We start from the raw sequence: 24986 nt of genomic DNA, 5'->3' as shown, positions 1-24986 counted from the left end.
TTAATGGCTCTGAGCTTTTTTAATGGTTATTATTTTTTATCACGATTAGTGGTTTTGTATTTTTCACCTTTGCTATCATACGTAATCCATTCCCCGACAGGTTCGCCGTTCTCAAAATACCCGGACCGCTTGATGGTCCCATCGGCACGATACCATTCCCAATACCCTTCAGGTTGATCGCCTGACATTTTCCCCTTGGACCAAATGGTTTTGCCGTTTGCATGGTACTTTATCGTGTAGCCGTCAATCACTTCTAAAGGCTTTTCTTTTACGCCATCTTTTATATCACACTTTTCGTTCTCCATCCTGAACCTCCTTATTCGCTTTACTAGCTTCCCATTCATACAAACAGTGGTCATCGACTATTTTTAATAGGGTAAAACCATGCTTGTCGTAAAAGCTTCTTAGCTTTGCACTAGCCACACAATCCAACCGGATTTTTGTATAGCCCAGCTCTTCTGCATGCTGCTTGATCCAGTCCACCAGATAGTCACCCAGGCCCTCGCCTTTGTGCCGCATGGCAACAGCAAGCTTATGTAAATAAACAGTATTGCTGGTGTCCTCTTGTCCCCAGAGGTGAACGTCCCACTCTTCTTGCGTGTCTGATAGCATAAAGGTAGCTGCAAGAGGTGGGGCTGCATCATCTAAGTGGCTGCTCTTTAAGATCACCTTATAAAATAACCCCTTTGAAACGAGCGCTAAAATTTCCGCATCTTCTTGTCCTGTAAGGAGGAAGCTCCACTGCGTAGAACCCTTGCTTTTTAAATGGGTAGCACGGCTCTTCAACAACTCTACTATGCTTGGCCCATCTTCCGTTGTCGCTTTTTCTATTTTTAAATTCTGATATAACACTCGTCGAAACCTCCCATGAAAAATTACTTTTGCTAAATGTGGGTAAAATCCTTTAAATTTATCAAAGATTAACTTGGAACAGGGCACTATAAACGCCGAACGGTGCCAAAGTAGGGGAGGGGACAGGGGGTTCTGTCACCGTTGAGGCCGAATGGCGCCAAAACTGCTGGAGAAACAAGAAAATTGTCATCGTAGAAGCCGAACGGCGCCAAAACAGCTGGAGAAACAGAGAAACTGTCATCGTAGAAGCCGAACGGCGCCAAATTAGCTGGACAAACAAGAATACTGTCATCTTAGAAACCAGCTATCCCCCAAAAAATAAAATATGTCCTCCTACATCTGCTCTTCCAAAATCTCCTTCAAAGTAAAAGCTAACCCATGATAAACATAAAGAGCAACCATGCTGGAAGGGAAGGCAAAGCGTTCTCCATCATCACCGGGAATCAGTGGTTTCTTTAATTTCATGTCGATATGTACATCAGACAAGGACACAAGGGTTTCCGTCCCATCAGCAAACCCTCCAAATTCAGGCTCCATCACCGTCGAAATCCCGACAATCTCAATTCCCAGTTCCTTCAAAGCTTTTGCTGTACTGATCGCTTCCTCATCTGTGGAAAAGCGTGACACAATCAATGCCCGGTCCGTATCTGTCAGATCATGATAACTGTCCAGGTCCGATAAAAGGGTAGCGCTCATAAGCGGCTCCGCACCAGTAGTGGCCTCTGCCTCGACTGCTTTCATCTCCTTCACACCATGCACATAAACACGCCCGTCCCCGACAACCGCCTGCGCCAACAATCTCGCCGCATCCTCAAATGCAAACTCCTCACTCGAACCAATCCTATTAAACACACCCTGCAACTGAGTCGTAAAAATCTTCAACATCCCAAATCACACTCCTATAACATAAATTATTCAACAAAACCCATCGCCTCATTCCATTCCACCAAAACTCCAGTATAATAAATGACAGTATGACACAAAAGGCAAAAATCCTAGGGGGGTCTGACCCCTTTTCGTTCGCGTTTTTCCTACATAATCCGACATTCGCTAAGTTGGCTGGAGCCTTCTACATCAAGGGGAAAAGTCCTGCAGGGGTCTGACCCCTTAACGAAATTTTTTTGCTATTACATCTTCCCAAAAAAATTTCCCGGTCGAAAAAGGAGGAAATAAGACTATTATAGTAGAATTAGGTGGGTGGATGGAAACGGATTGATTATTTTTAGAGGTGGGGTGTAATGGTGGGTCAAAAATTACTGATTGTGGATGACCAGTATGGGATACGGATTTTGTTGAATGAAGTATTTCAAAAAGAGGGCTATCAGACGTTTCAGGCAGCAAACGGGTACCAAGCATTAGATATCGTAGAAAAGCATTCACCGGACTTAGTATTGTTAGACATGAAGATCCCCGGTATGGACGGAATCGAGATTTTAAAGAGGCTAAAAGCAATTAATTCTGATATCCAGGTAATCATTATGACAGCTTACGGTGAATTGGATATGATCCAGGAATCGAAAGACCTTGGTGCAATCACGCACTTTGCCAAACCATTCGATATTGATGAAATAAGAGATGCGGTCCGTAAAAACATGCCGCGCCAATCGGTTTGAAACGCTGATTTTATAACTGAATATTAAAACATTTTAGGTGTTATCGCTTACATTGAAAAACGGCATACTTCAGTAGTTGCCGTTTTTCTACATAGTTGATATGCTAAGTACTGGATAAAAATCAACCGTCAAGTTTTTGCACATTTTTACCCAATATACATAACTGGTTTCCCGATTGGTCAAGCTAGTTTTGATATGGGTGAAATTTTTTACAAAAGGTTTGCACGATCCGCGAACCCTTTAATCAAAGGGACGAGCTTCAGTGTTTACCGCCTTGTAAGAACGGGAAAAACTTTTCGGAGTGAATATAATACGAAGGAGGATGTTATTATGCCTTTAGTTTCCATGACAGAAATGCTGAAAAAAGCAAATGCAGAAGGCTATGCAGTAGGTCAGTTCAACTTGAACAACCTAGAGTTCACACAAGCAATTCTACAAGCAGCACAGGAGGAAAATTCACCAGTTATCCTTGGTGTTTCTGAAGGTGCGGCTCGTTATATGGGTGGCTTCAAAACAATCGTAGCATTAGTAAAAGCGTTAATGGAAGAGTACGGTGTAACTGTACCTGTAGCGATTCACTTAGACCACGGTTCTAGCTATGAGTCTTGTGCAAAAGCGATCCACGCTGGATTTACTTCTGTAATGATCGATGCTTCTCACCATCCATTTGAGGAGAACATTGAAACAACTTCTAAAGTTGTAGAATTAGCACACTTCCACGGAGTATCTGTTGAGGCAGAGCTTGGTGTAGTAGGTGGACAAGAAGACGACGTTATCGCTGATGGCGTAATCTATGCTGATCCACAAGAGTGTGAAGAGCTTGTAAAACGCACAGGTATTGATTGCCTAGCTCCAGCTTTAGGTTCCGTACACGGTCCATACAAAGGCGAACCGAACCTTGGCTTCAAAGAGATGGAAGACATCAACAACCGTGCTGGCGTTCCTCTAGTATTACACGGCGGAACTGGAATCCCTACGCATGACATCCAAAAAGCAATCTCTTTTGGAACAGCGAAAATCAACGTTAACACAGAAAACCAAATTGCATCTGCAAAAGCAGTTCGTGAAACACTTGCTGCAAAAACAGAAGAGTACGATCCTCGTAAATACCTAGGACCTGCTCGCGACGCAATTAAAGATACAGTAAAAGGCAAAATGCGCGAATTTGGATCTTCCAACAAAGCGTAATAAATTTTTTTAACAAGACAACAACACCATTCAACCAACAACAAGGCAACGATATGCAGAACCGCCATACCCGGCGGTTTTGTTTCATTTTTATATGAAAGCGCAAACATAACTTTTCATAACAAGGGAGAGATTGACATGAAATTTTTCATCGACACAGCAAATCTTGAAGAAATCAAAGAAGCCCATGCACTGGGATTACTTGCAGGCGTAACGACAAACCCAAGCCTTGTGGCAAAAGAAAACATTACATTCGAAGACCGCCTTCGCGAAATCACTTCATTCGTAGAAGGTTCTGTCAGTGCCGAAGTTATTGCACTTGACGCAGAAGGCATGATTGAAGAGGGGAAAACACTTGCGGCAATCGCGCCGAACATCACGGTAAAAGTGCCGATGACTCCAGATGGCTTGAAAGCAGTAAAAGCATTCAGTGACCTCAATATCAAAACGAATGTCACGCTTATTTTTAACGCAAATCAAGCATTGATGGCAGCGAGAGCAGGTGCTACATACGTTTCTCCTTTCCTCGGACGCCTTGACGACATCGGGCAAAATGGAATGGATCTCGTATCTACCATTGCTGACATCTTTGCGGTGCATGACATACCGACAGAAATCATCGCGGCTTCCATCCGTCACCCGATGCACATTACAGAAGCGGCGTTAAAAGGAGCACACATTGCCACTGTTCCTTACAAAGTGCTGATGCAACTTTTCCACCACCCATTAACAGACCAAGGAATCGAAAAATTCTTAGCGGATTGGAATAACCGCAAGCAATAATTTTTCATAAAACCCTCTGCTGAAAAAATAAGCAGGGGGTTTTTGTTAATTTCAGCTATTTTTCGACAAAATCAATGTGTCGAATATAGGCGGATGGTATCAAATATTACGATTTGATAAAGTTTCATGCATTTTCATATATGAAAAGAAAATTTTCGTGTAAACTAATAGCTAACGAAAATTTTTATGATTGGTAATAATTGTGTATAATAGAAAATAGCACTTTTGGAAACCAACCTCGCCTTGAAGGGAGAAATATATGGAAAAGTTAAAAATCCTTGGTGGTAACAAGTTAAATGGAACCGTACGCGTAAGTGGAGCGAAAAATAGTGCAGTGGCCTTGATCCCTGCAACCATTCTAGCGGACTCGCCCGTCACGATCGAAGGGTTACCGCAAATATCAGATGTAGAGATCTTGAGCAGCCTGCTTGAGGAAATTGGCGGCAGCGTATCGCTTGAGGGAGAAGACCTAACAGTTGATCCTTCCAAAATGATCGCAATGCCACTACCAAGCGGAAAAGTGAAAAAACTGCGTGCTTCTTATTATCTAATGGGAGCAATGCTAGGACGTTTTAAAAAAGCGGTAGTTGGATTGCCTGGTGGCTGTCATTTGGGACCAAGACCTATCGACCAGCACATCAAAGGCTTTGAAGCGCTTGGAGCAGAAGTAACAAATGAGCAAGGCGCCATCTACCTGCGAGCAGAAGAACTAAGAGGGGCCCGCATTTACCTTGATGTGGTAAGTGTTGGCGCAACAATTAACATCATGCTTGCTGCAGTGAAAGCAAAAGGTAGAACAATCATCGAAAATGCGGCAAAAGAGCCGGAAATCATCGATGTTGCAACACTTTTAAGCAGCATGGGTGCGAAAATCAAAGGTGCGGGTACAGATGTCATCCGTATCGATGGAGTGGAGAGCCTTCACGGGTGCAAACACACCATCATTCCTGACCGAATCGAAGCAGGTACATACATGATCATGGCTGCTGCAACAGGCGGCGAGATGATCATCGACAATGTCATCCCGACTCACTTGGAGCCGCTTATCGCAAAGCTTCGTGAAATGGGCGTACGCATCGATATCAACAATGACCAAGATCAAGTACTTGTCGTTCCTGGCGAAAAACTGAAAGCCGTCGACGTAAAAACCCTTGTACACCCAGGGTTCCCGACCGACCTTCAGCAGCCGATGACCACCCTTTTAACAAAGGCGGAAGGTACGAGCATTGTAACGGACACCATCTACTCAGCCCGCTTCAAACACGTCGATGAACTTCGTCGCATGAACGGACAGATTAAAGTAGAAGGCCGTTCCGCTATTATCAACGGACCGGTTCAGCTGCAAGGTGCCAAGGTAAAAGCAAGTGACCTCCGTGCAGGAGCAGCTCTTGTCATTGCCGGCTTACTTGCTGACGGCTTGACAGAGGTTACAGGTCTTGAACACATCGACCGCGGCTACAGTCATCTAGAAGAAAAGCTAGAAGGACTGGGTGCCAGCATCTGGCGTGAAAAGCTGACAGAAGAAGAAATCGAACAAATGCAAAACTCATAAATAAAAAATGAAGGAATTCGCTGAGAATATAGCGGGTTCCTTCTTTTTTGTAGATACCGCTTTCAAATTCCGACAAATGTGATATACTATTAACGAAAAGTATAGCATAATGCCTCGGGTTGCACAGACAGCCTGCTGGCCTACCATAAAAAATAACTAGATTCATAGAATGCAAAGGGAGTGGAAGGAATGGAAAGAAGTTTATCCATGGAATTAATTCGAGTAACAGAAGCGGCGGCTTTATCTTCAGCGCGCTGGATGGGACGCGGAGATAAAGACAGCGCGGACGGAGCGGCTACTTCCGCCATGCGTGATGTGTTTGATACGGTTCCGATGAAAGGGACAGTTGTCATTGGTGAAGGAGAAATGGACGAAGCGCCTATGCTTTATATCGGTGAAAAGCTTGGCACAGGCTACGGGCCTCGTGTAGATGTTGCGGTCGATCCGCTTGAAGGGACAAACATCGTAGCATCTGGGGGCTGGAACGCACTTGCGGTACTTGCCATTGCTGATCACGGAAACCTGCTTCATGCGCCGGATATGTACATGGATAAAATAGCCGTCGGTCCTGCAGCCGTCGGGAAAATTGACATAAACGCATCTGTCACAGACAACCTGAGAGCCGTGGCAGAAGCAAAAAATAAAGATATCGAAGACGTGGTTGCGGTTATTTTGAACAGACCTCGCCATGAAAAAATCATTGCAGAACTGCGTGAAGCCGGAGCTCGTATCAAGTTAATTGATGACGGAGACGTTGCCGCAGCCATCAACACAGCCTTTGATCACACGGGTGTAGACATCCTGTTCGGTTCCGGTGGTGCACCAGAAGGCGTAATCGCTGCAGTCGCACTGAAATGCCTTGGAGGCGAGATTCAAGGAAAACTTCTTCCACAAAATGAAGAAGAACTAATTCGCTGCCGCAAAATGGGCATCGAAGACATCGATGCCGTACTTAGAATGGAAGACCTTGTACGCGGAGATGACGCCATCTTCGCCGCAACAGGAGTAACAGACGGCGAATTGCTGCGAGGCGTGCAATTCAAAGGCACAAACGCCACCACCCACTCCGTTGTCATGCGCGCAAAATCCGGCACCGTCCGCTTCATCGACGGCCAACACAATATCAAGAAAAAACCAAATCTAGTATTTAAGCCTTAACTGGATACTAGGAAAGATAGTAGCCCACCCAGTTGATTGAAGTGCAAGGTGTGAGACTCCTGCGGGGGATAAAGGTAGCTTGAGACCCCACAGCGAAGCGAGGAGGCTCAAGCACCTTCCCGCGGAAAGCGAACACCTGGAACGCAAATCAACGGGGAGTCAACGCTAAACCATAAATATAACCGTAAATGGATCCTTCCCATTTACGGTTTTCCTATATACCAACGTCAAAAAACCCGCACACCTTCCGAATATTGTAATAGACAACAAGCCCCCATTCGACACAAATAGGGGAAATCCAAGAATATTCCCCAGAAAATAAAAGGAATACTCAAAGCTTGTCTACAGAAAACAGTTGCTTAAAAGACCATTTTGTGGGTAAAATAAACAATACTACGAGTATTTATGCAAAATCTACCTTATATCTTCCTAGCGATTCTTCTACAATTTCTTCATAAGGAGAGTTTATCCCACAAACACGAGGGAAACGTCCTCACTTCCATTTCAATATCCTTAAAAAGTGCAGCGACTAAAAGTATATTTCCCATCCTTCGAACTTAATTCGGCTTGAATCAGTGTTGGAAGACAAACAAACATTTATCCTTGGATCATAAACGTACTAAACAATTAAACGAATAGAGTGGTGTTTTCTTTTTATGGATTTAACTATTTCTCACTTAGAAACTTTAAAATTAAAAGAACTATATGAATTTGCCCGTCAGCATAAAGTATCTTACTACAGCAAATTGACGAAAAAAGAACTTATTTTTGCTATTTTAAAAGCACAGGCTGAAAAAGACGGTCTATTGTTCATGGAAGGGGTACTCGAGGTCATCCAATCGGAAGGCTTTGGCTTCCTGCGTCCGATCAACTATTCTCCTAGCTCAGAAGATATCTATATTTCCGCATCCCAAATCCGTCGTTTTGACTTAAGAAACGGGGACAAGGTTTCTGGTAAAGTGCGCCCTCCAAAAGAGAATGAGCGTTACTACGGTCTGCTTCACGTGGAAGCAGTCAATGGGGATGACCCGGAATCTGCAAAAGAGCGTGTCCATTTCCCGGCATTGACTCCTTTATATCCAGATCGTCAAATTGTGCTGGAAACAAAGCCTAAAGGTCTTTCCACGCGCATTATGGACTTGATTGCACCGGTAGGTTTCGGTCAACGTGGACTAATCGTTGCGCCTCCTAAAGCCGGTAAAACGATGCTGATCAAGGAAATTGCGAACAGCATCACAACGAACCACCCAGAAGCTGAGCTGATCGTCCTTTTGATTGACGAGCGTCCAGAGGAAGTAACAGACATCGAGCGTTCCGTTGCTGGAGACGTAGTAAGCTCCACATTTGATGAAGTGCCTGAAAATCACATCAAAGTGGCTGAGCTGGTTCTAGAGCGTGCTCTGCGCCTTGTGGAGCACAAGCGGGACGTAATTATCCTTATGGACAGCATCACACGTCTGGCGCGTGCTTACAACCTGGTTATCCCGCCAAGTGGACGTACACTTTCCGGTGGTATCGACCCTGCAGCATTCCACCGTCCAAAACGTTTCTTCGGTGCTGCGCGTAACATTGAAGAGGGTGGAAGCTTGACGATCCTTGCGACTGCACTTGTAGACACAGGTTCCCGTATGGATGACGTTATCTATGAGGAGTTCAAAGGAACAGGTAACATGGAACTTCACCTTGACCGTCAACTTGCCGAACGCCGTATCTTCCCGGCCATCGACATCCGTCGCTCCGGTACGCGTAAAGAAGAGTTGCTTATCCCGAAAGATCACTTGGACAAGCTATGGGCCATCCGCAAAACGATGTCCGACTCTCCAGACTTTGCAGAAAAACTATTGCGCAGACTTCGCCAATCCAAAACAAATCAGGAATTCTTCGAAATGCTTGAAGAAGACCAAAAGGCTGGAACGGCAAAACGCTAATAATAAAAACTCACGCGCACCCTTGCTTCATCGGGGTGCGTTTTCAATGGGGAAATATTTGGGGCGGAATAACTCCAAAAGTAATCTTGCAAAACAACCCATTAGTTGATATAATTTCATCAGTGTGTTTTTAAGATAAGTGATGGCGGCCGACAAGGCTGGTATCATTTGAATGATAACTCTGTTTCGAAAGACTCAGGGCGAAAAGGAGATGACAAGAATGAAAGCTGGAATTCATCCGGATTACCGTAAAGTTGTATTCATGGACATCAACACTAGTTTCAAATTCATCACAGGTTCTACGATGAAAACAAACGAAACTATTGAATGGGAAGACGGTACTACTTACCCTCTAATCAAAGTTGAGATCTCTTCTGATTCTCACCCATTCTACACTGGACGTCAGAAGCATGCTGCTGCTGATGGACGTGTTGAGCGTTTCAACAAAAAATACGGCCTTAAGTAATAAAGTAAAACAGGCAGGTTATCCTATATCTTGCCTGTTTTTTTACTTCTATTTACATAAACTAGTGCTTAGAATTCGTTTTTTCGACGAGACCGCTAAGCACTTTTTATACGTAAAATTATCAAAAAGGAGAGGCCGTATATGTATGTAATGAAGCATTCCGGTTGGGTGGAAGCGATTTGTGGCAGTATGTTTTCGGGTAAATCCGAAGAGTTGATTCGCCGCATGAGACGTTCCCAATTTGCCAAACAGGAAATTCAAGTATTTAAGCCAGCCATCGATAATCGTTATAGTGATGAAGCGGTTGTTTCCCACAACGGGACATCCATCATTGCCTTGCCTGTTCCGAGTTCTCAAGCCATCCTGGATAAGGTGCAACCTGAGACGGAAGTTGTCGGTATCGATGAAGTGCAATTTTTCGATGATCAGATCGTAGAAGTGGTGCAGGAGTTGGCGAACAGAGGCTATTGTGTGATTGTAGCTGGACTGGATCAGGACTTCCGTGGAGAGCCGTTCGGAAAAATGCCGGAGCTATTGGCGATCGCTGAATCCGTAACAAAGCTGCAAGCGGTATGTGCTGTCTGTGGATCCCCTGCGAGCCGTACGCAACGTTTGATCAATGGAGAACCGGCTTGCTACGATGACCCAATAATTTTAGTGGGCGCTTCGGAATCATACGAACCTCGCTGTCGTCATCATCATGAAGTTCCTCACAAAGTATCTGTGCTGCAAGAAATGAAAAAATAAATATTTCCTAAATTTAGTCCGTAAGTTAAAAAAGAAAGAGGATACGCTAAGAAACAGGAGGTGTTTGCATGAAACATGCAGTCCTGTTATTGGTGATATGCTCTTTTTTTATTAGTGGATGCAGCGGCGAACAACGTTTCGGAGCGGACGAGGATTTTGACGGAGAACGACTGATTGGTGTAAAAAACGATGAACAAGACGGCTTCTATAAACGAGACCTCGACACAGAAGATTACAACACCAACCAAAATCCAAATTTCCTCGATCTCTCGGAAAATCGTCCTGACTACGGAGACGATGAGAATAAATTTGCCGAAGTGATTGAATTGAACAGCGACCTCAAACCTGGTCCCGTCTACATTACCGGTGATACGGCGAGGGTCACTGCCTATGCGCCAAGCGGCATTTCAAAAGAAGAAAAGAAGCGTGTGCAAAGAGAGCTCAAAGAGAAATTCCTTGAGGTCACTCCCCGCTACCACGTTAAACTTACAATTAAAGAAAGATAAGGTGAGCTCGTTCTGATTTTTCGGGACGGGTTTTCTTTTTGGTGCCAGGGTTTCCAGTAAAACACGGTCATGTTGATTTTGACGCACCACCTAACCTATACTATAATTAGAATGTTGTAGATATAAAAATAATTGCAGATTTTTCTGTATACATTTATAGAGGTGAATGCACGTGTTTGATCGTTTGCAGGCAGTAGAAATGCGTTACGAGAAATTGACGGAGTTATTGAGTGATCCGGAAGTCATCAGCGATACGAAAAAGTTGCGCGAGTACTCCAAAGAGCAGTCTGATATTCAGGAGACTGTGGAAGCGTACCGTGAATACAAGGCTGTAAAAGAACAGCTGGATGATGCAAAAGCGATGCTTGAGGATAAATTGGATGCCGATATGCGCGAGATGGTAAAAGAAGAGATCTCTGAGCTTGAAGAGCAACAGGAAAACTTGGCTGACCGCCTACATATCCTTCTTTTACCGAAGGACCCGAACGACGACAAGAACGTTATCATGGAAATCCGCGGTGCTGCGGGTGGAGATGAAGCGGCGCTGTTTGCAGGCGATCTATATCGCATGTACAGCCGATATGCCGAGGCTCAGGGCTGGAAAACAGAAGTGATGGAAGCTGCGTCCACAGGCGTTGGCGGATACAAGGAAATCATTTTCATGATTACAGGTAAGGGTGCATACTCCAAGCTGAAATTTGAAAATGGTGCCCACCGCGTGCAGCGTGTCCCTGAGACGGAATCAGGAGGACGTATCCATACTTCAACTGCGACAGTAGCTGTATTGCCTGAGGCGGAAGAGGTAGAAATCGAGATTCATGACAAGGATATCCGTGTGGATACATTTGCATCCAGTGGTCCTGGTGGACAATCTGTTAACACCACAATGTCCGCGGTGCGTTTAACGCATATCCCGACAAACACGGTTGTTTCCTGTCAGGATGAGAAGTCACAGATTAAAAATAAAGAAAAAGCGATGAAAGTTCTTCGTGCCCGCGTGTACGATAAGTTCCAACGTGAAGTACAAGCTGAATATGATGCGAACCGTAAGCAGGCGGTAGGTACCGGTGACCGCTCTGAGCGCATTCGTACGTACAACTTCCCGCAAAATCGTGTAACCGATCACCGCATCGGCCTGACCATTCAAAAACTTGACCAGATCCTTCAAGGAAAGCTTCAAGAAGTCATTGATGCTTTAATCATGGAAGATCAGGCGCTAAGAATGGAACAGATGGAAAAATGATGAAGGCCATGAAGGTGTACGAAGCCCTGAACTGGGCTTCTTCTTTTTTAAAAAAGAACGATCGCGACGAAAATGCGGGAGAATTGTTGTTGCGACACCATATGAAATTGGATCGGGCTCAACTTTTTAGTAGAATGCAAGAAATGATGCCGATGGAAATGCAAAGCTCTTTCATTTTCAACGTTCATAAACATGTTGCCGGAATTCCGGTGCAGTACTTGATGGGAAAAGAAGAATTCTACGGCCGCAGCTTTTTTGTCAGTGAAGAGGTGTTGATTCCAAGACCTGAAACAGAGGAATTGGTCGTTGGAGTTTTAGATCGCGTGAAAAAGCATTTTGGCGCGAGTTCAGGTTCTGCTGGTGAAAAATTGAGCGTCGTGGACGTTGGGACAGGCAGCGGCGCCATTGCGATTACCCTTGCATTGGAAAATAGCCGTCTAAACGTTCATGCGACAGATATCGCAGGCGAATCGCTGGAAGTGGCAATGGATAATGCAGAAGCATTGGGAGCGGAAGTAGCGTTTCTACAAGGTGATTTACTTCTACCATTCATCGAGCAAGATATAAAAGTGGATGTGGTTGTCTCCAATCCTCCGTATATTCCTCAGAAGGAGTATGAAGGGTTGTCTACGGTGGTAAAAGATTTTGAACCGTATCGTGCATTGGTTGGCGGTGTTTCCGGTTTGGAGTTTTACGAACGGTTTATGGACGAGCTTCCAAAAGTGCTGAAGGAACGGGCCATTGTGGCGTTTGAAGTAGGCATGGGACAAGGAGAAGACGTAAAAGCGTTGCTGAAAAAAACATTTCCTCAGGCAACTGTGGAGGTTGTATTGGACATCAACGGCAAAGATCGCATGGTTTTTGCACTGATTGGATGATGTTTTTTTAAAGAAGGAGGAGGGAGCTGCACCTTGCTTGCTTCTGTCGATTAGGGCAAGGTGGTACTGGTTTTCAGAGTGTGGAAGTTGAATCTACGCTTCCATTATTGCTCCGTCTTCCTGTTGAGGTCTGGCAAGTGTCAGGCCTCTATTTGTTTTTTCTTCCACAAATTTCACAAATGCTTGGCGGATTTCTTCTTTCTTTTCCGCGGTACACAGGTTGATCAATTGGGACAGATTAGAATCGTAAGAAATGGTGCGATGGTAATGGTGGTAAAATGCCTTACCGCTCATCCATCTGCCGCCTACCAAAATTTCAAAAACGATAGGAATGCTGATGTGATTGAATGCACTTTTCATTTCGCCAATGCGAAATGCCTCAATATTGCAAGTGAACGATCTCATAAAGCCTATCTCCCTTTCATAAAAATTGCATCACTTAAAGTAACGCGTCCTGTACATATACCCGCTTTGACTAAACCCCAAACCACCAAACTAGCAAACTACCAAAACCGAGCATATCGGAGTTCAAAGGGGTTTCGACATGGAGGGCGAAAAACCTTTAGGGGTCTGACCCCTTTTTTAAATTTTTTTCTTTTCCCGCTCTATTTTTTTGCATTTTACTAGTTTAGGATTTTTGTTTTTTGCCTAGACTGTTTGCTAGAGGGGAGCTGGGGGAAATGTTGAAGAAAAATAAACTTACTTTATATATAGTGTTACTTTTTGTAGGGGCTTATCTTTCGCTTTTGGGAGAGCAGGCGACGGCTGGTGCAAATGTGAAGAATGGTGCGATGGTGATTCCGGATGAGGCGATCAGGCTTCGCATTCTAGCAAATAGTGATAGCGAACAGGATCAGGAACTAAAGCGAAAGATTCGTGATCGTGTGAATGAGGAAATCACGGTTTGGGTGGAAGGATTGACTTCCATGGAGAATGCTCGCGAAGTGATTACCGGTAACATGGATCAAATCGAAGAAATTGTTGAAGAGGTAATGGCAGAGGAAGGAATTGTTCAGTCTTATAATGTGGATTTTGGCAGAGTGGATTTCCCGACAAAAATGTATGGCAAATTCATTTACCCTGCAGGAGATTATGAAGCAATCCTTATTACACTTGGAGAAGGCACTGGAGCGAACTGGTGGTGCGTATTGTTCCCGCCATTATGTTTCCTGGATTTTTCAAACGGAGAAGCAACGGCAAGCCCTTTTGAGGAAGAAGAAGCGGACGAGAAAACTACCGAAGAGACAGCAACGGTCACTGCATCAACTGCGAAAACAGATACTAAAGAGAACACACAGGACTTTCTAGTGGATGAAGAGCCAGAAGAAGTGGAAGTTGAATTCTTCCTAGTAGAGATTCTATCATCCCTATGGAATAAAATTACGGCTTAAGGTTCTACTTTTTCATCTCTCTCAATAGAGTAGTATTAGAAAACTACTAGATGAGGTGAAGAAAATGAAAGTATTGCGATCAGCAACACAGGACGACCTTTGGGCATTGCAAGTATTTTTAAGAAGAGCAAATATCAGTATTGTGGATTTGGAAGATAAAATAGAGGATTTCATCATTCTGGAAGAAGAGAATGAAGGGATTTGCGGAACCATCGGAATAGAAGAGTACGGAAATGTGGGGCTTTTGCGATCGCTAGTCATAGGTCCGTCCGTCAAGCAGTTTCAGTTGTTGCAAATGTTTGAGCATACACAGCAGCATGCACGGAAAAAAGGATTAGAGCAGCTCTACCTAGTTACCAACAAAAATAACTTCATCCAATTTTTCGAACTGCTCAACTTTTATCCACAACCTATACACACCGCACCACAAACCATGCTCGCATCCGACTTCTTCCAAGAAATCACCCAACAAGAAGGATGCACACTGATGGTGTGTGAATTAAGGGGTCAGACCCCTTAGCAGTAAGGTAACGCATTAACGCGGAGCGGGTCAGACCCCTTTTTCGTTCTTTTTTCTGTTAAATCCACATTACCCACAGAGTTATCCACGGTTTGGTGAGGCTTTATCCACAGTTTGTGGATAAGGCTTGTGTTATTTGTGGAAGTTATTTATACTTTCAGGAGAAATGCTTACATATTCACATGTTAATAGATTGTAGAATGAGGGATTGGAAATGAATACGAAATTATGGGCTGTGGATAAGGAAGAACCGTTAAAACATAGTTATCCACAGATTATGGAAGCAGCCAGCTTGTTGAAGGAAAATGAAGTGGTGGCTTTTCCGACGGAGACGGTTTATGGTCTTGGTGCTAATGCCTTGTCAGATCAGGCTGTATTGAAGATTTTTGAAGCGAAGGGACGTCCCAGTGACAACCCGCTTATTGTGCATATATCGAAGATGGAACAACTAACAGAGCTTGTGGATAACATGAACGTGCCAGAATCTGCCCGCAAGCTGATGGAGGCTTTTTGGCCTGGACCGCTTACGCTTGTCCTTCCAAAGAAAGAAGGAGTCTCCCAATATGTGACGGCAGGACTTGAAACGATTGCAGTCCGTATGCCTGACCATCCGGTAGCGCGGGCGCTGATAGAGACTTCGGGATTACCGCTTGCCGCTCCTAGCGCCAATTTATCAGGCAAACCAAGTCCCACAACCGCGAAGCATGTGGAGGAAGATTTAATCCACAGGATCGCCGGAATTGTGGATGGCGGGGCAACGGGTGTTGGCCTTGAGTCTACAGTTGTGGATTGTACAACAGAGACACCGATGATCCTGCGTCCGGGCGGTGTGACAAAGGAAGAGCTGGAGAAAGTGGTAGGTAAAGTGGACGTGGATCCTGCTTTATTTTCGCAAGAAGAACTGCATAAACAAGAACTGCATAAACCTAAATCTCCCGGGATGAAATATACCCATTATGCACCAGTTGCGCCGGTTTATCTGGTGGAGGGAAGCGCGAGTTTCATGAAGCAAACAATCAACGACGCTCAACTCAAAGGCCAGAAGGTGGGACTACTCGCAACAGAAGAGACCATCGCCCAAATACAAACCGCTGAGATCAATGCCATTTCATGCGGCACCCAAAAAGACCTCGCAACCGTCGCGAGCCAGTTGTATGATGGTCTTCGCGCTTTCAATGCGACCGATGTGGACATCATTTTTAGTGAGACGTTCCCGAGAACGGGAGTGGGTGCGGCGATTATGAACCGCCTTGAAAAAGCCGCAGGACATAAGTTTATAAAAGAATAATGTGAAGGACCTCGACAAAAACAGGGGTCCTTTTTTGCGTCGTTTTCCTTCTATTCCCGAAGGCTTGTGCATATCTTGAAGTAGACAAGTCCTAAGGGGAGGCAGAGCATGGGGATTACGTTTGGGGAATTCATGACGCTTTTATTGATGGCGATTGCGCTTGGGATGGATGCTTTTTCGGTCGGGCTTGGGATGGGCATGATCAAACTGAGATTGCGCCAGATCTTTTACATAGGGGTTACTATCGGGGTTTTCCATATTTTCACGCCGCTTGGTGGAATGGCGGTCGGCAAGGTGCTGTCACAGGAATTCGGTTCGATTGCAACGCTCATAGGAGGTTTGCTCCTTATGATGCTTGGGTTGCAGATGATGCTTTCTTCTTTTAAAAAAGAGGACGGGCCGATGATCACGCCGGTTGGGGCGGGATTATTCGTTTTTGCACTGAGTGTGAGTTTGGATAGTTTTTCGGTGGGGCTGAGCCTTGGGATATACGGGGCGCGGACGTTGTTAACCATTTTGTTATTTGGTGCGGTGAGTATGCTGCTGACGTGGATGGGGCTTATTTTCGGCAGGAAGTTGCAGGGGTGGCTCGGGTCTTACAGCGAGGCGCTTGGGGGCAGTATATTGCTCGGGTTCGGCATTAAATTATTGTTTTTTGTGTGAAGAGAAAAGGCCTCCGACGGGTCTTTTTTTATTTTGTCCTCTTTAAAAGTCTCCCGTTATGCCGACATAACTAGAGAGAGGGTCTTTATGACTAGTTTTTGAATCGAATACACCAAGTTATGCAAAGTGTCTATGACTATTTCTGCCTTCTTTTCGTTTATAATAAAAGAAAAAGGAGGAGTCAGGAATGAATGTATTATTTGTGTGTACGGGGAATACGTGTCGAAGTCCAATGGCTGCCGCAATCTTGGCAGGCCGTGATATAAAGGATGTCGAGGTTAGGTCAGCTGGTGTGTTTGCTTTGCCGGGCAGTGAAGCTTCCAGTCAGGCGCAAGCAGTCTTAAAGGAGAAGGGACTGCCGGTTGAGCATCAGTCTTCCCAAGTGTCGGACGAATTGATTGAGTGGGCGGATTATATTTTCACCATGACGGCACAGCATAAAATGTTGCTGGAGAACAGCTACCCTAACAGCTTTGGGAAAACCTATACCTTGAAGGGGTTTGCTGAGCAAAGTGGGGAAGTGATGGATCCGTACGGTGGCTCGGTGGAGACGTATCGCGCGACATTCGAAGAGCTTCAAAACGTCATAGAGGCTATAGTGGAAAAAATAAAATAGCACTCATGCAGGCTGCCATATAAGAGAGAGATTTCTGTGCGGACCATGCATGGAGGAGGAAGTACGATGGGGGAAAACGGGAAATATAAGTTTGGCTTACGCTACAAGCTCGTGTTGTTTACAACGATTTTAGCGGTCATCACGTATACGGTCAGTGGCTTTTTCATCTATTTTTTAGTAGATTATGTGGAAGGAATTATGGGGGCTGGCCTTTTTACCATCCTTACGTTGGTTCTAGGAATTGTATGGTCCGGGATTCTTGCTTTTTTTGCAGCAAAATATATCACCAAACCGTTGCAGCAACTGGAAGAAGTCGCTCAAAAGGCGGCAAACGGGGATTTATCGGAGGATGTGCCGGTATCCAATTCGCGCGATGAGATCAGTGCGGTCGGGGATGCGTTCAACCTCATGTTACATAATCTGCGGGACATGGTGAAAACGATAAACGAAACGTTTGAGAAAACAAATGAAAAAGTGGAAGAAATAAGCGACGTATCGATGCAGGCTTCTGAGCAGGCAGAAAACATCTCTTATACGATTGAAGAGATTGCCAGAGGTGCAGAGAGTTCCGCTGCTTCCATTCAAGATACAGCTGAATCGGTGGAAGAAGTGATTAAAATTGCCGATGAGGTTCATGAAAAAGCAACGTCCTCCCAGCAGCTTTCTGAAGAGATGGTGAAGGACCTTGAGGAAAGCAAGGAGGTCATCCATTCGTTGGTGTCTGGAATCCAGAAGCTTGCCGGTGAAAATCAGACGTCCTTAAAGACGGTGGAAAGACTTGAAAAAAATGCAAAAGAAGTAGAAAATATCATCTCGCTTGTTGGCGATATTGCTGGTCAGACAAATCTTTTAGCATTAAATGCCTCGATAGAAGCGGCGCGGGCCGGAGAACATGGACGCGGATTTGCCGTCGTGGCGGAAGAGGTTCGTTCCTTGGCAGATGAAAGCGCCAAAGCGGTGCAAGGAATCTCCGAACTGATCAAAAACATTCAAGAAGAAGTGAAAAACGTGGTAACGCAAATCACCGGTCAGGTGAAGGCCGCGAATGTTGAAGCGGAAAAAGGTACGGCGACAAACACGGTAATTGCGGAAATGACCAACTCCGTATTGGAGGTTGCATCCTCGGTTAAACAGATCGCAAACCTTGTGGACCGCCAAATGGACAGCATCCAGACAACTGCACGTCAGTCCCAAGAGGTGGCGGCGATTGCCGAAGAAACTTCTGCTGGAGCGGAAGAAGTAACTGCGACCACGCAAGAACAGGCAGGCATGATCGCCGATGTTGAGAAAATATCCCAGGAGCTTGCAGGACAGGCGAGCAACCTGAAGCGAATGATTTCAAGGTTTAAGGTTTAATAAAATTTTTTGGTGAAAAATTTGCTTGGGCACTTAGTTGCTCAGGCTTTTTTTATAGGGAAGAGATAAGAACCCGTGAACAACCTAATGGATTTTTTCCCTATAGACGGGTAAGATGTACATATAACAAGATCATTCGAATAGGGGATGAAAATATGAGAGTGGCAATTGCATCAGATCACGGTGGCATCAACATCCGTGAGGAAATCAAAGGATTGATGAAAGAGTTAAACATAGAGTTTGAAGACTTCGGATGTGAATGTGAAACATCCGTCGATTACCCGGATTATGCACAGCCGGTGGCGACAAAGGTGGCAGAGGGTGAGTTTGACCGCGGTATTTTAATTTGCGGGACAGGAATCGGGATGTCCATTGCGGCGAATAAAGTGAAGGGCATCCGTTGTGCGCTTGTGCACGATATGTTCAGTGCGAAAGCGACTCGCGAACACAATGACAGCAATGTGTTGGCAATGGGTGAGCGTGTTATCGGCCCTGGGCTTGCCCGTGAAATTGCAAAGATCTGGCTGACAACCGAATTTGAAGGCGGCCGCCATGAAAACCGTGTAAATAAAATTCATCAGTTGGAGAAGTAGAATGGTGCAACATGAGTGGAAAGAGCAGTTGCAGCAGGTGCTGAATGACTTACAGGGTCAAGCGGATTTGAAAAAAGGGCAGATTCTGGTTGTGGGTTGCAGCACAAGTGAAGTGATTGGGGAAAAGATAGGAACAGCAGGAACAGAAGGAGTCGCTGAAACGCTTTTTGCCGTGTTGGCTGAGTTCCGTGAGCGGACAGGTGTCGAGCTTGCGTTTCAATGCTGTGAACATTTGAACCGTGCGTTAGTAGTGGAGCGGGAAACGGCATGGAGGCGCCGATTAGATGAAGTGACGGTCATACCTGTCCGACATGCAGGTGGTGCAATGGCCTCACACGCCTTTCATCACATGGAAGATGCGGTCATGGTCGAACACATCAAAGCCGACGCAGGCATTGATATCGGGGACACGCTAATCGGCATGCACCTCAAGCACGTCGCAGTCCCAGTGCGCAGCACCGTCAAATCCGTCGGCAACGCCCACATCACCATCGCCCGGACCCGTCCAAAACTCATCGGCGGCGCCAGAGCAATATATGAAATCGCTACAACAGAAACAACATAAAACAAACGCGGGGCAGGCCTTCGACATGGATGACGAAAATCCTTTGAGGGTCTGACCCCTTTTCGTTCTTTTTTATTTTCACGAAAGTTTTTTAGAGTAAGCGCTGTCAATCTTCCTTTTCTGTTTCTATCTATTGTCTATCGTGATAAAATGGAGGAGGTAATGGTTGAAAAGACGAATGTAGTTAGTTTTAAAAAACATTTCAAATTTTATTGTTCATACTTAAAGGGGGATTCCGAAAGTGAAATTAGCACAACAGGATCAGCAATTGTTTCAATCCATCCAGGATGAATTGGCAAGACAACGCACGAAAATCGAGTTGATTGCTTCTGAGAACTTTGTGAGTGAAGCGGTTATGGAGGCTCAAGGATCTGTACTGACGAATAAATACGCAGAAGGGTATCCAGGTCGTCGTTATTACGGTGGTTGTGAACACGTAGATGTAGCGGAGAACATTGCCCGTGACCGTGCGAAGGAAATTTTCGGAGCCGAGCATGCAAATGTTCAACCACACTCTGGTGCCCAAGCGAATATGGCAGTTTATTTTACCATTCTAGAACAGGGCGACACGGTCCTTGGGATGAATCTTTCCCACGGCGGCCACTTAACGCACGGCAGCCCGGTTAACTTTAGTGGTATTCAATATAATTTTGTGGAGTATGGGGTGGACAAAGACTCTCATACTATCAATTATGAAGACGTTGCTGAAAAAGCTAGACTGCACAAGCCGAAGCTGATCGTTGCCGGTGCAAGTGCATACCCGCGCGCCATTGATTTCGCGAAGTTCCGTGAAATCGCAGACGAAGTGGGAGCTTACCTAATGGTCGACATGGCGCATATTGCAGGACTTGTTGCTGCTGGCCTACACCAAAATCCGGTACCTTACGCGGATTTCGTTACGACAACAACCCATAAAACATTGCGTGGACCTCGCGGCGGAATGATCCTTTGTAAGGAAGAATGGGCAAAGAAAATTGATAAATCCATCTTCCCTGGTCTTCAAGGCGGTCCGTTAATGCATGTAATCGCAGCTAAAGCTGTTGCGTTTGGCGAAGCATTGCAACCAAGCTTCAAAGACTACGCACAAAAAATCATCGACAATGCACACCGTTTGGCGGAAGCGTTGAAAAATGAAGGCCTTTCTCTTGTTTCGAACGGAACGGACAACCACTTGTTACTTGTGGACGTACGCTCTCTTTCCATCACAGGGAAAATCGCTGAGAAAGTATTGGACGAAGTGGGAATCACAGTGAACAAAAACACGATTCCATTCGACCCGGAAAGCCCGTTTGTAACAAGTGGTATCCGTATCGGTACAGCAGCTGTCACAAGCCGTGGCTTCACATTGGAAGATATGGATGAAATCGCGTCCATCATTGCTTTCACATTGAAAAATCATGAAGACGAAACGAAACTGGAAGAAGCAAAAGCTCGTGTGGAAGCAGTTTCTGGAAAATATGAATTGTATCCTTCTTTAGGATAAAGGTGTTAATGGGAGAGGTCTGAGGTTAGACCTCTCTTTTTTGTGGAAAATTACTTGAATCAATCCCGCTTTTTCTGTAGAATCAATGGAAGTGTGAGTTGAGAGCCGGAAAAGTCTTTAACAGAATCGCCGGCTAGACATGATAAAAGGAGAGATTTCGAATGGCAAAAGTGTACGTATTTGATCACCCGTTAATTCAGCACAAACTTACATACATCCGCGACAAAAATACAGGTACGAAAGAGTTTCGTGAACTAGTTGATGAAGTGGCAAGTTTAATGGCATTCGAGATTACCCGTGACCTTCCGCTTGAAGAAGTGGACGTGGAAACACCGGTTTCTATTTCAAAATCAAACGTATTAGCAGGGAAAAAACTAGGAATCGTTCCAATCCTACGTGCCGGTCTTGGCATGGTAGAAGGAATGTTGAAATTGATTCCGGCTGCAAAAGTTGGGCATGTCGGCTTATACCGCGATCCAGAAACGCTTCAACCTGTTGAATATTATGTGAAATTACCTTCTGATGTGGAAGAGCGCGACTTCATCGTGGTTGATCCAATGCTTGCTACAGGCGGATCTGCAATCGAAGCAATTCACTCCCTGAAAAAACGTGGCGCGAAAAATATCAAATTCATGTGCTTAATCGCTGCCCCTGAAGGTGTGGAATTACTTAAAGAAGCGCACTCTGACGTAGACATCTACATCGCGGCGCTTGATGAAAAGCTAAACGAAAAAGGCTATATCGTCCCAGGTCTAGGTGACGCTGGAGACAGATTATACGGCACAAAATAAATGACTGGCTGTTTGAGGATCGAATGAGATCTTTGAGCAGCCTTTTTTTGTAGTTGTTTTGTGGGAATATATGGATTATTGAAAATCTGACCTGTTTATTTGACTATTTCACACCGTTATTTGTATACTTCTCCTGTTTATTTGACTAATTCAATCGCTTTTTTGACTAATTCACCTCAACTCTCAACCTATGCATAATCCCCCATCAATAACAAATGCTACATATCAGAGGTGAAGGACGTGAAATCAGGGAAAATTTTTTTATGTATCGGACTCACTGTGTTGCTGTTGACATCAACTCTAGTGGAGCCGCTAACAAATACAACAGCCGCCATAAACACACACGCAAACGACTCATTACATACAACCAATACAACTAACACACCAAAATACCCAAAACGGCCGCCACTTCCGGTAAGCAAAGATAACGAGCTGGAGGAACAGACCGTTATTTTAATCGTGGAGGAAAACAGCCAAAACGCCATCCAAAACGTAATCCAACAGAAATATCCTAATCTAAAAATAAAACGAACTTATACCGCCGTATTCAAAGGATTTGCCATCCACGGCCCGCTAAAAGATCTTGAGAAACTCCAAAAAGAACAGGGAATTCTCGAAGTTTCGCCTGTTACCAATTACACCCCCAATATCGACGAGAGTGTGCCTTTTATCGGCGGAGAGAAAATGCACCGACTCTTTGACAAAGAAGGAAATCGTCTCACCGGTAAGGGTGTGAAAGTGGGAATCATCGACACTGGAATCGATTACACGCATCCCGACCTCCGGGACAATTATGCGGGTGGCTATGATTTCGTCGACGAGGACAAGGATCCGATGGAAACAAAGAGGTCGCAAGGAATGCCGACTCTCCACGGGACGCATGTTGCCGGGATTGTCGGGGCGAACGGGCATCTTCATGGAGTGGCGCCTGAAGCGGAACTTATTGCGTACCGAGTCCTTGGTCCGGGAGGCCATGGTTCCAGTGAGCACGTCATTGCGGCTATCGAAATGGCCATTCATGACAAAGTGGACGTGCTGAATTTATCGCTTGGAAACACCATCAATGGGCCGGATTGGCCGACAAGCCTGGCTCTGAATAAAGCGGTAGAACATGGTGTGGTGGCAGTCACTTCAAGCGGCAATTCCGGTCCAAACCTTTGGACGGTGGGATCCCCCGGGACCTCGTCTGAGGCAATATCGGTTGGAGCATCCACGCCGCCGCTTCACATTCCGCATCTGTCTCCTATTTTTTCTAAAAGAGAGATAGAGATGCTTCCGCTGCAGGGGTCGATGCCTTGGGATTTTCCGGCCAAACCGATGGGCATGGTGCATGTAGGCCTTGGGGAAGAAGAGGATTGGGAAGGCAAGAAGATAGAGGGGAAACTAGTGTTGCTTGAACGCGGCAAGATTCCTTTTTCGGAAAAGGCACATCACGCAAAAATGCGCGGTGCCGCTGGTGTTGTCATCTACAACAACCTCGAGGGCAATTTTACAGGTACTTTAGAAGTGGAGATGGATATACCGGTCGTCTCGATTTCCAAAGAAGACGGGTTATTTTTAAAAAAGCATCTAAAAAGAAGTTTCTCTATGGTGAAGACAAAATTCAAATGGCACAAAGATGATATTGCTAGCTTCAGTTCACGCGGGCCGGTGACACATACGTGGGAAATCAAGCCGGATGTCGTCGCACCTGGTGTGGCGATCGACAGCACAATTCCTAACGGTTACCTCGCGCTTCAAGGAACAAGCATGGCCGCGCCGCATGTGGCGGGGGCAAGTGCACTCATCATCCAGGCCCATCCCGATTGGACGCCGGCTCAGGTGAAAGCAGCCCTGATGAATACGACAAAACCTCTCATTAAAGAAGATGGTTCAGGTTATTCCGTTCTGGAACAAGGAACTGGACGCATCCAGCTGGAGGAAGCGATCCAGACGAACAGCCTCGTGTACCCGGGATCTCTTAACTTTGGAATGCTGGAAAAGAAACAAACCCGAACACAAAAGGAAGTTCCGATTACGATTGAAAACGTCTCAGACAAAGAAGTCACCTATTCAATAGAAGTACCGAAACAGAAAAAGGGAGTTCAGTGGAAGACACCGATCACCTTTAAGCTGAAACCAAAAGAAAAACGCGAGACCAACATCACGCTCGATATCACCCCAAACCAGCAGACAGCGGGGATGCACGAGGGAGAGGTCATCGTGAACGCGGACAACCAGAAGATCCGTCTGCCTTACCTCTATATAATAGAAGAACCGGATTATCCGCGGATCATGGGCTTTCAGTTCGGTTATGGAGATAAGGAAGGGGAGTATCAGTACGAAGTGTATTTGCCAGAAGGCGCCGAGGAACTTGGAATTGCGCTGTACGAAGCAGATACGCTCCACTTCATCGACTATCTTGACTGGGAAAGGGACCTTCCGCGCGGGCTATTCAAAAATCAAATCCCCGCAGATCGCGTAAAAGTCAAAGGACTTGTGAAGGCAGTCGTCTTTGCGAAGAAACTGGACAAGGAAGACACTGTGGAAGCGGACCTTTACTTTGAGTGAGGAGACATTTTTGTCGAACCCTGTCAAGCAACACAACCTGAAACTACTGAATAGTCACATAATGTTCACAATCGACAAACTTAACCTATATGTCTTCTGTGATAAAATAATGTTATACAACAGCCGAATGAGGAAAACTGTTCATCATTTGGCTGTTTTTTTCTGGAAAAATACATAGCAAAAAAAGCTGGTTCGAAGAGAAATCTTACCAATGAAAAGAATGTCGATTTTTCCTTAGAACACATTGACATTGATA

Annotated in this window: 26 protein-coding genes; 22 read left to right on the top strand and 4 right to left on the bottom strand. The window is 45.2% G+C overall.

The genetic code is table 11. The features are described from left to right. Positions 1-29: 29 nt before the first annotated feature. The 3 genes from K7887_RS20835 to K7887_RS20825 form a co-directional block, all read right to left on the bottom strand. Positions 30-305, bottom strand: a complete 276-nt coding sequence (locus K7887_RS20835; protein ID WP_223491513.1) for a toxin-antitoxin system YwqK family antitoxin — start codon at positions 303-305, stop codon at positions 30-32. Then, positions 286-852: a GNAT family N-acetyltransferase gene (locus tag K7887_RS20830; RefSeq protein WP_223491512.1), complete on the bottom strand. Its 567-nt coding sequence runs from the start codon at positions 850-852 to the stop codon at positions 286-288. The genes K7887_RS20835 and K7887_RS20830 overlap by 20 nt, the downstream gene beginning before the upstream one ends. Positions 853-1185: 333 nt before the next feature. Further along, positions 1186-1737: a DUF2529 domain-containing protein gene (locus K7887_RS20825; protein ID WP_223491511.1), complete on the bottom strand. Its 552-nt coding sequence runs from the start codon at positions 1735-1737 to the stop codon at positions 1186-1188. Between the two features lie 353 nt (positions 1738-2090). Between K7887_RS20825 and K7887_RS20820 the strand changes: the two genes are divergently transcribed. The 11 genes from K7887_RS20820 (at position 2091) to prmC (ending at position 12914) form a co-directional block, all read left to right on the top strand. Next, positions 2091-2465 (top strand): response regulator, encoded by a 375-nt coding sequence (locus K7887_RS20820; RefSeq protein WP_010197444.1) that lies wholly within the window; start codon positions 2091-2093, stop codon positions 2463-2465. 330 nt (positions 2466-2795) lie between these two features. Next, positions 2796-3653 (top strand): class II fructose-bisphosphate aldolase, encoded by an 858-nt coding sequence (locus K7887_RS20815; RefSeq protein ID WP_064099593.1) that lies wholly within the window; start codon positions 2796-2798, stop codon positions 3651-3653. 138 nt (positions 3654-3791) lie between these two features. Further along, positions 3792-4436, top strand: coding sequence for a fructose-6-phosphate aldolase (fsa, locus tag K7887_RS20810; RefSeq protein WP_223491510.1), 645 nt, complete (start codon positions 3792-3794; stop codon positions 4434-4436). A 259-nt stretch (positions 4437-4695) separates the two neighbouring features. Further along, a complete protein-coding gene (locus K7887_RS20805; protein ID WP_223491509.1) occupies positions 4696-5988 on the top strand; it encodes a UDP-N-acetylglucosamine 1-carboxyvinyltransferase in 1293 nt (430 codons plus the stop codon). 189 nt (positions 5989-6177) lie between these two features. Continuing rightward, complete coding sequence (glpX, locus tag K7887_RS20800; protein WP_223491508.1) at positions 6178-7146, top strand: class II fructose-bisphosphatase; 969 nt, start codon at positions 6178-6180, stop codon at positions 7144-7146. 656 nt (positions 7147-7802) lie between these two features. After that, a complete protein-coding gene (rho, locus tag K7887_RS20795; RefSeq protein WP_060664634.1) occupies positions 7803-9074 on the top strand; it encodes a transcription termination factor Rho in 1272 nt (423 codons plus the stop codon). Positions 9075-9294: 220 nt separating this feature from the next. Further along, positions 9295-9540, top strand: a complete 246-nt coding sequence (locus K7887_RS20790; RefSeq protein WP_010200435.1) for a type B 50S ribosomal protein L31 — start codon at positions 9295-9297, stop codon at positions 9538-9540. 141 nt (positions 9541-9681) lie between these two features. Beyond that, positions 9682-10287, top strand: coding sequence for a thymidine kinase (locus K7887_RS20785; RefSeq protein ID WP_223491507.1), 606 nt, complete (start codon positions 9682-9684; stop codon positions 10285-10287). A gap of 68 nt (positions 10288-10355) precedes the next feature. Beyond that, complete coding sequence (locus K7887_RS20780) at positions 10356-10793, top strand: hypothetical protein (RefSeq protein WP_223491506.1); 438 nt, start codon at positions 10356-10358, stop codon at positions 10791-10793. A 172-nt stretch (positions 10794-10965) separates the two neighbouring features. Then, positions 10966-12036, top strand: a complete 1071-nt coding sequence (prfA, locus tag K7887_RS20775) for a peptide chain release factor 1 (RefSeq protein ID WP_169291397.1) — start codon at positions 10966-10968, stop codon at positions 12034-12036. 8 nt (positions 12037-12044) lie between these two features. Next, complete coding sequence (gene prmC, locus K7887_RS20770) at positions 12045-12914, top strand: peptide chain release factor N(5)-glutamine methyltransferase (RefSeq protein WP_223493722.1); 870 nt, start codon at positions 12045-12047, stop codon at positions 12912-12914. A gap of 93 nt (positions 12915-13007) precedes the next feature. Here prmC and K7887_RS20765 read toward each other — a convergent pair whose 3' ends face one another. Next, entirely contained in the window at positions 13008-13319 is a 312-nt protein-coding gene (locus K7887_RS20765) for a hypothetical protein (protein WP_223491505.1), read from the bottom strand. Positions 13320-13594: 275 nt separating this feature from the next. Between K7887_RS20765 and spoIIR the strand changes: the two genes are divergently transcribed. The 11 genes from spoIIR (at position 13595) to K7887_RS20710 (ending at position 24730) form a co-directional block, all read left to right on the top strand. Next, complete coding sequence (spoIIR, locus tag K7887_RS20760) at positions 13595-14305, top strand: stage II sporulation protein R (protein WP_223491504.1); 711 nt, start codon at positions 13595-13597, stop codon at positions 14303-14305. A gap of 64 nt (positions 14306-14369) precedes the next feature. Continuing rightward, complete coding sequence (locus K7887_RS20755) at positions 14370-14825, top strand: GNAT family N-acetyltransferase (protein WP_223491503.1); 456 nt, start codon at positions 14370-14372, stop codon at positions 14823-14825. Positions 14826-15039: 214 nt separating this feature from the next. Further along, positions 15040-16113, top strand: a complete 1074-nt coding sequence (locus tag K7887_RS20750) for an L-threonylcarbamoyladenylate synthase (protein ID WP_223491502.1) — start codon at positions 15040-15042, stop codon at positions 16111-16113. A gap of 108 nt (positions 16114-16221) precedes the next feature. Beyond that, positions 16222-16776 carry a manganese efflux pump MntP gene (locus tag K7887_RS20745; RefSeq protein WP_223491501.1) on the top strand — a complete coding sequence of 185 codons (555 nt, stop codon included), beginning with the start codon at positions 16222-16224 and terminating at the stop codon, positions 16774-16776. A gap of 187 nt (positions 16777-16963) precedes the next feature. Continuing rightward, positions 16964-17392 (top strand): low molecular weight protein arginine phosphatase, encoded by a 429-nt coding sequence (locus K7887_RS20740; RefSeq protein ID WP_223491500.1) that lies wholly within the window; start codon positions 16964-16966, stop codon positions 17390-17392. Positions 17393-17458: 66 nt separating this feature from the next. Further along, complete coding sequence (locus tag K7887_RS20735; protein ID WP_223491499.1) at positions 17459-18748, top strand: methyl-accepting chemotaxis protein; 1290 nt, start codon at positions 17459-17461, stop codon at positions 18746-18748. Positions 18749-18903: 155 nt separating this feature from the next. After that, entirely contained in the window at positions 18904-19341 is a 438-nt protein-coding gene (rpiB, locus tag K7887_RS20730; RefSeq protein ID WP_010200406.1) for a ribose 5-phosphate isomerase B, read from the top strand. A gap of 1 nt (position 19342) precedes the next feature. Next, positions 19343-19906, top strand: a complete 564-nt coding sequence (locus tag K7887_RS20725; RefSeq protein WP_223491498.1) for a TIGR01440 family protein — start codon at positions 19343-19345, stop codon at positions 19904-19906. 241 nt (positions 19907-20147) lie between these two features. Continuing rightward, positions 20148-21389, top strand: coding sequence for a serine hydroxymethyltransferase (locus K7887_RS20720; RefSeq protein ID WP_223491497.1), 1242 nt, complete (start codon positions 20148-20150; stop codon positions 21387-21389). Positions 21390-21550: 161 nt separating this feature from the next. After that, positions 21551-22180 carry a uracil phosphoribosyltransferase gene (gene upp / locus K7887_RS20715; RefSeq protein WP_223491496.1) on the top strand — a complete coding sequence of 210 codons (630 nt, stop codon included), beginning with the start codon at positions 21551-21553 and terminating at the stop codon, positions 22178-22180. Positions 22181-22420: 240 nt separating this feature from the next. Continuing rightward, positions 22421-24730: a S8 family serine peptidase gene (locus tag K7887_RS20710; protein ID WP_223491495.1), complete on the top strand. Its 2310-nt coding sequence runs from the start codon at positions 22421-22423 to the stop codon at positions 24728-24730. Positions 24731-24986 lie beyond the last annotated feature (256 nt).

Source organism: Sutcliffiella horikoshii, assembly GCF_019931755.1.
Taxonomy (GTDB): Bacteria; Bacillota; Bacilli; order Bacillales; family Bacillaceae_I; genus Sutcliffiella_A; species Sutcliffiella_A horikoshii_E.
The sequence above is the reverse complement of the archived record's forward strand: the minus strand, read 5'-3'. Positions and strand labels throughout refer to the sequence as shown.

What these genes read in the sequence shown, in the direction of transcription:
- spoIIR (WP_223491504.1), top strand. Translation starts at nt 13,595, where the DNA reads ATGTTGAAGAAAAATAAACTTACTTTATATATAGTGTTACTTTTTGTA.
- prmC (WP_223493722.1), top strand. Translation starts at nt 12,045, where the DNA reads ATGAAGGTGTACGAAGCCCTGAACTGGGCTTCTTCTTTTTTAAAAAAG.
- K7887_RS20820 (WP_010197444.1), top strand. Translation starts at nt 2,091, where the DNA reads ATGGTGGGTCAAAAATTACTGATTGTGGATGACCAGTATGGGATACGG.
- K7887_RS20790 (WP_010200435.1), top strand. Translation starts at nt 9,295, where the DNA reads ATGAAAGCTGGAATTCATCCGGATTACCGTAAAGTTGTATTCATGGAC.
- rho (WP_060664634.1), top strand. Translation starts at nt 7,803, where the DNA reads ATGGATTTAACTATTTCTCACTTAGAAACTTTAAAATTAAAAGAACTA.
- K7887_RS20815 (WP_064099593.1), top strand. Translation starts at nt 2,796, where the DNA reads ATGCCTTTAGTTTCCATGACAGAAATGCTGAAAAAAGCAAATGCAGAA.
- K7887_RS20755 (WP_223491503.1), top strand. Translation starts at nt 14,370, where the DNA reads ATGAAAGTATTGCGATCAGCAACACAGGACGACCTTTGGGCATTGCAA.
- K7887_RS20805 (WP_223491509.1), top strand. Translation starts at nt 4,696, where the DNA reads ATGGAAAAGTTAAAAATCCTTGGTGGTAACAAGTTAAATGGAACCGTA.
- K7887_RS20765 (WP_223491505.1), bottom strand. Translation starts at nt 13,319, where the DNA reads ATGAGATCGTTCACTTGCAATATTGAGGCATTTCGCATTGGCGAAATG.
- K7887_RS20740 (WP_223491500.1), top strand. Translation starts at nt 16,964, where the DNA reads ATGAATGTATTATTTGTGTGTACGGGGAATACGTGTCGAAGTCCAATG.
- K7887_RS20785 (WP_223491507.1), top strand. Translation starts at nt 9,682, where the DNA reads ATGTATGTAATGAAGCATTCCGGTTGGGTGGAAGCGATTTGTGGCAGT.
- K7887_RS20780 (WP_223491506.1), top strand. Translation starts at nt 10,356, where the DNA reads ATGAAACATGCAGTCCTGTTATTGGTGATATGCTCTTTTTTTATTAGT.
- K7887_RS20745 (WP_223491501.1), top strand. Translation starts at nt 16,222, where the DNA reads ATGGGGATTACGTTTGGGGAATTCATGACGCTTTTATTGATGGCGATT.
- K7887_RS20750 (WP_223491502.1), top strand. Translation starts at nt 15,040, where the DNA reads ATGAATACGAAATTATGGGCTGTGGATAAGGAAGAACCGTTAAAACAT.
- K7887_RS20825 (WP_223491511.1), bottom strand. Translation starts at nt 1,737, where the DNA reads ATGTTGAAGATTTTTACGACTCAGTTGCAGGGTGTGTTTAATAGGATT.
- glpX (WP_223491508.1), top strand. Translation starts at nt 6,178, where the DNA reads ATGGAAAGAAGTTTATCCATGGAATTAATTCGAGTAACAGAAGCGGCG.
- K7887_RS20735 (WP_223491499.1), top strand. Translation starts at nt 17,459, where the DNA reads ATGGGGGAAAACGGGAAATATAAGTTTGGCTTACGCTACAAGCTCGTG.
- K7887_RS20725 (WP_223491498.1), top strand. Translation starts at nt 19,343, where the DNA reads ATGGTGCAACATGAGTGGAAAGAGCAGTTGCAGCAGGTGCTGAATGAC.
- K7887_RS20835 (WP_223491513.1), bottom strand. Translation starts at nt 305, where the DNA reads ATGGAGAACGAAAAGTGTGATATAAAAGATGGCGTAAAAGAAAAGCCT.
- upp (WP_223491496.1), top strand. Translation starts at nt 21,551, where the DNA reads ATGGCAAAAGTGTACGTATTTGATCACCCGTTAATTCAGCACAAACTT.
- fsa (WP_223491510.1), top strand. Translation starts at nt 3,792, where the DNA reads ATGAAATTTTTCATCGACACAGCAAATCTTGAAGAAATCAAAGAAGCC.
- rpiB (WP_010200406.1), top strand. Translation starts at nt 18,904, where the DNA reads ATGAGAGTGGCAATTGCATCAGATCACGGTGGCATCAACATCCGTGAG.